This window comes from Aeromonas sp. ZOR0002 (genome assembly GCF_963866995.1).
GTDB classification, from domain to species: Bacteria; Pseudomonadota; Gammaproteobacteria; order Enterobacterales; family Aeromonadaceae; genus Aeromonas; species Aeromonas caviae.
In genome coordinates, this window is record NZ_CAWMFQ010000251.1 from 9083 (window position 1) to 12493 (window position 3411).

The 3411-nt window shown below is 62.9% G+C and carries 2 protein-coding genes and 1 pseudogene; all 3 read left to right on the forward strand.

Translation table 11 applies throughout. The features are described from left to right. Window positions 1-146 (forward strand): annotated as a pseudogene (gene sdhB, locus AACR77_RS13925) (succinate dehydrogenase iron-sulfur subunit); the annotation flags it as partial. A 114-nt stretch (window positions 147-260) separates the two neighbouring features. Next, entirely contained in the window at window positions 261-3071 is a 2811-nt protein-coding gene (sucA, locus tag AACR77_RS13930) for a 2-oxoglutarate dehydrogenase E1 component (RefSeq protein ID WP_010674498.1), read from the forward strand. Window positions 3072-3158: 87 nt separating this feature from the next. Then, on the forward strand, window positions 3159-3411 hold a 253-nt coding region (locus tag AACR77_RS13935; RefSeq protein ID WP_042882312.1), incomplete at its 3' end, for a biotin/lipoyl-containing protein.

Sequence of the window (3411 nt, forward strand, 5' to 3'; positions counted from 1 at the left end):
GTGAGCGACTGGGCAACCTGGATGACGCCTTCAGCGTGTTCCGCTGCCACGGCATCATGAACTGCGTGAACGTCTGTCCCAAGGGCTTGAACCCGACCAAGGCCATCGGTCAGATCAAGTCGATGTTGCTCAACCGGGCCGTGTAGTATCGGGGCCAGGGCGCCTTGCGCCGGGCCCGACCTCTGGATAGCCATCCCGCCCCGGGATGGCTATGACCCTACAAGCTGCAGTGCAGCGAACAAGATGTACAAGGGATAGAAATGCATAACGGCGTGATGAAGGCCTGGTTGGAGTCATCTCACCTGGCTGGTGCGAATGCAAGCTACATTGAGGATTTGTACGAATCCTTCCTGGAAAACCCCGACTCCGTTGCCGACGAATGGCGCAGCCTGTTCCAGTCGCTGCCCCAGGTCAACGGACATGCAGTAGAACAACCCCACTCCCAGGTTCGCGACTATTTCCGCCGCCTGGCCAAGGACTCCTCCCGTTACAGCGCTCCCGTCTCCGATCCCCAGGTGGATGCCAAACAGGTTCGCGTACTGCAACTGATCAACGCCTTCCGCTTCCGCGGTCACCAGAACGCCAACCTGGACCCCCTGGGTCTGTGGCAGCGCGAGCCGGTCGCCGAGCTGGATCCGGCCTTCCACAACCTGCAAGGTGCAGACATGGAGGCCACCTTCAATGTGGGCTCCTACGCCATCGGTCGCGAGACCATGGTGCTCTCCGATCTGTATGCCTCGCTGAAGAAAACCTATTGCGGCAGCATCGGCGCCGACTACATGCACCTCACCTCCACCGAGGAGAAGCGCTGGCTGCAAGACAGGCTGGAATCCATCGAAGGGAAGGGCAACTATACCCTCGAAGAGAAGACCCGCTTCCTCGAGAGCCTGACCGCCGCCGAAGGGCTGGAAAAATACCTGGGTGCCAAGTTCCCGGGGGCCAAGCGTTTCTCCCTGGAAGGGGGCGATGCCATGGTGCCCATGCTCAAAGAGCTTATTCGCCGCGCCGGTGAGCAGGGTTGCAAGGAAGCCGTCATCGGCATGGCCCACCGTGGTCGCCTCAACGTGCTCATCAACGTGCTGGGCAAGCGCGCCCAGGACCTGTTCGACGAGTTTGCCGGCAAGCACGGCGAATCTTGGGGCACAGGGGACGTGAAGTACCACATGGGCTTCTCCTCCGACTTCGCCACCCCGGGCGGCAACGTCCACCTGGCGCTCGCCTTCAACCCGTCTCACCTCGAGATCGTCAACCCCGTGGTCATCGGCTCCGTGCGTGCCCGTATGGACCGTCGCGGTGACAAGGACGGTTCCAGCGTCCTGCCCATCACCATCCACGGTGACTCCGCCATCGCGGGGCAGGGGGTCGTTGCCGAGACCTTCAACATGTCCCAGACCCGAGCCTATGGCGTGGGCGGCACGGTGCGCATCGTCATCAACAACCAGGTAGGCTTCACCACCTCCTATATCCGTGACCTGCGCTCCACCGAATATTGCACCGACATCGCCAAGGCGGTGCAGGCCCCTGTGCTGCACGTCAACGGGGATGACCCGGAAGCCGTGGTGCTGGTGACCCAGATCGCCCTGGATTACCGCAACACCTTCAAGCGCGATGTGGTGATCGAGCTGGTCTGCTACCGTCGTCACGGCCACAACGAGGCTGACGAGCCGAGCGCGACCCAGCCCCTGATGTATCAGAAGATCAAGCAGCACCCGACTCCGCGCAAGATCTACGCCGATCAGCTGATCGCCGAAGGAGCCATCGCGCCGGAGCTGGCTACCACGCTAGTCAACGACTATCGCGATACCCTGGATCGGGGCGAGCGGGTGAGCAAGGAATGGCGCCCCATGGAGCTGCACTCCGTGGACTGGACCCCGTATCTGGGTCACGACTGGGCCATGGCCTATGACAGCACTGTGCCCATGGATCATCTGAAGGCCCTGGGCGAGCGCATCAGCCAGTACCCGGCCACCCATGTGCTGCAACGTCAGGTCGAGAAGATCTACGAAGACCGTCGCCTGATGGCCGCCGGTGAGAAGCTGGTGGACTGGGGCTTTGCCGAGACTCTGGCCTACGCCACCCTGGTGGACAAGGGATCCCGCATTCGCTTCACCGGGGAAGACTCCGGCCGCGGTACCTTCTTCCATCGCCACGCCGTGCTGCACAGCCAGACCGATGCCAGCACCTACACCCCGCTGTGCAACCTGCACGACGAGCAGGGCCCGTTCGAGGTGTACGACTCCGTGCTGACCGAGAACGCGGTCCTGGCGTTCGAGTATGGCTACGCCAGCGCGGAGCCGGCCGGTCTCACCATCTGGGAAGCCCAGTTCGGTGACTTCGCCAACTGCGCCCAGGTGGTGGTGGACCAGTTCCTCTCCTCCGGCGAGCAGAAGTGGGGCCGGATGTGCGGCCTGACCATGCTGCTGCCCCACGGTTACGAGGGTCAGGGCCCGGAGCACTCCTCCGCCCGTCTGGAGCGTTACCTGCAGATGTGCGCCCAGCACAACATGCAGGTGTGCGTGCCCTCCACCCCGGCACAGGTGTTCCACATGCTGCGTCGCCAGGTGGTGCGCCCCATGCGCCGTCCGCTCATCGTGATGACGCCCAAATCCCTGCTGCGCCACCCGCTGGCGGTGAGCAAGCTCGAAGAGCTGGCGGAGGGCACCTTCCAGAACGCCATCGGCGAAATCGATGCGCTGGATCCCAAAGGCGTCAAGCGCGTGGTCTTCTGCTCCGGCAAGGTCTACTACGACCTGCTCGATGCCCGTCGCAAGGCCGAGCAGCAGGACGTGGCCCTGGTACGGATCGAGCAGCTCTACCCCTTCCCGGAAGAGGAAGTGCGCGCCATCCTGGCCGATTACAGCCATGTCACCGACTTCGTCTGGTGTCAGGAAGAGCCGCAGAACCAGGGCGCCTGGTACAGCACCCGTCATCACTACGACAGCGTGCTGCCAAGCCATGCCCGTCTGCGTTATGCCGGTCGCCCGGCGTCGGCCTCACCGGCCGTCGGTTACATGTCCGTCCACGCCAAGCAGCAAAAAGCCCTGGTGGAAGACGCCCTTACCCTGGAATGAACGAGTTGTGGATGAGAGGGCCCGTGTCGGGACCCTCTCTGACCTGGAACAAGCCTGCTGGCCAAGAAGTAACAAGGAACTGATTACATGACTATCGAGATCAAGGTACCGGACCTGCCGGAATCAGTGGCGGATGCCACCATCGCGACCTGGCACAAGAAACCGGGTGATCTGGTTGCCCGTGACGAAGTGCTGGTTGACATCGAAACCGATAAAGTCGTGCTGGAAGTGCCCGCGCCGGAAGCCGGCGTACTGGGCGACATCCTGCAGAGCGAAGGGGCGACCGTGCTCTCCCGCCAGCTGATCGCCATGCTCAAGCCGGCCCCCGTTGCCGGTGAAG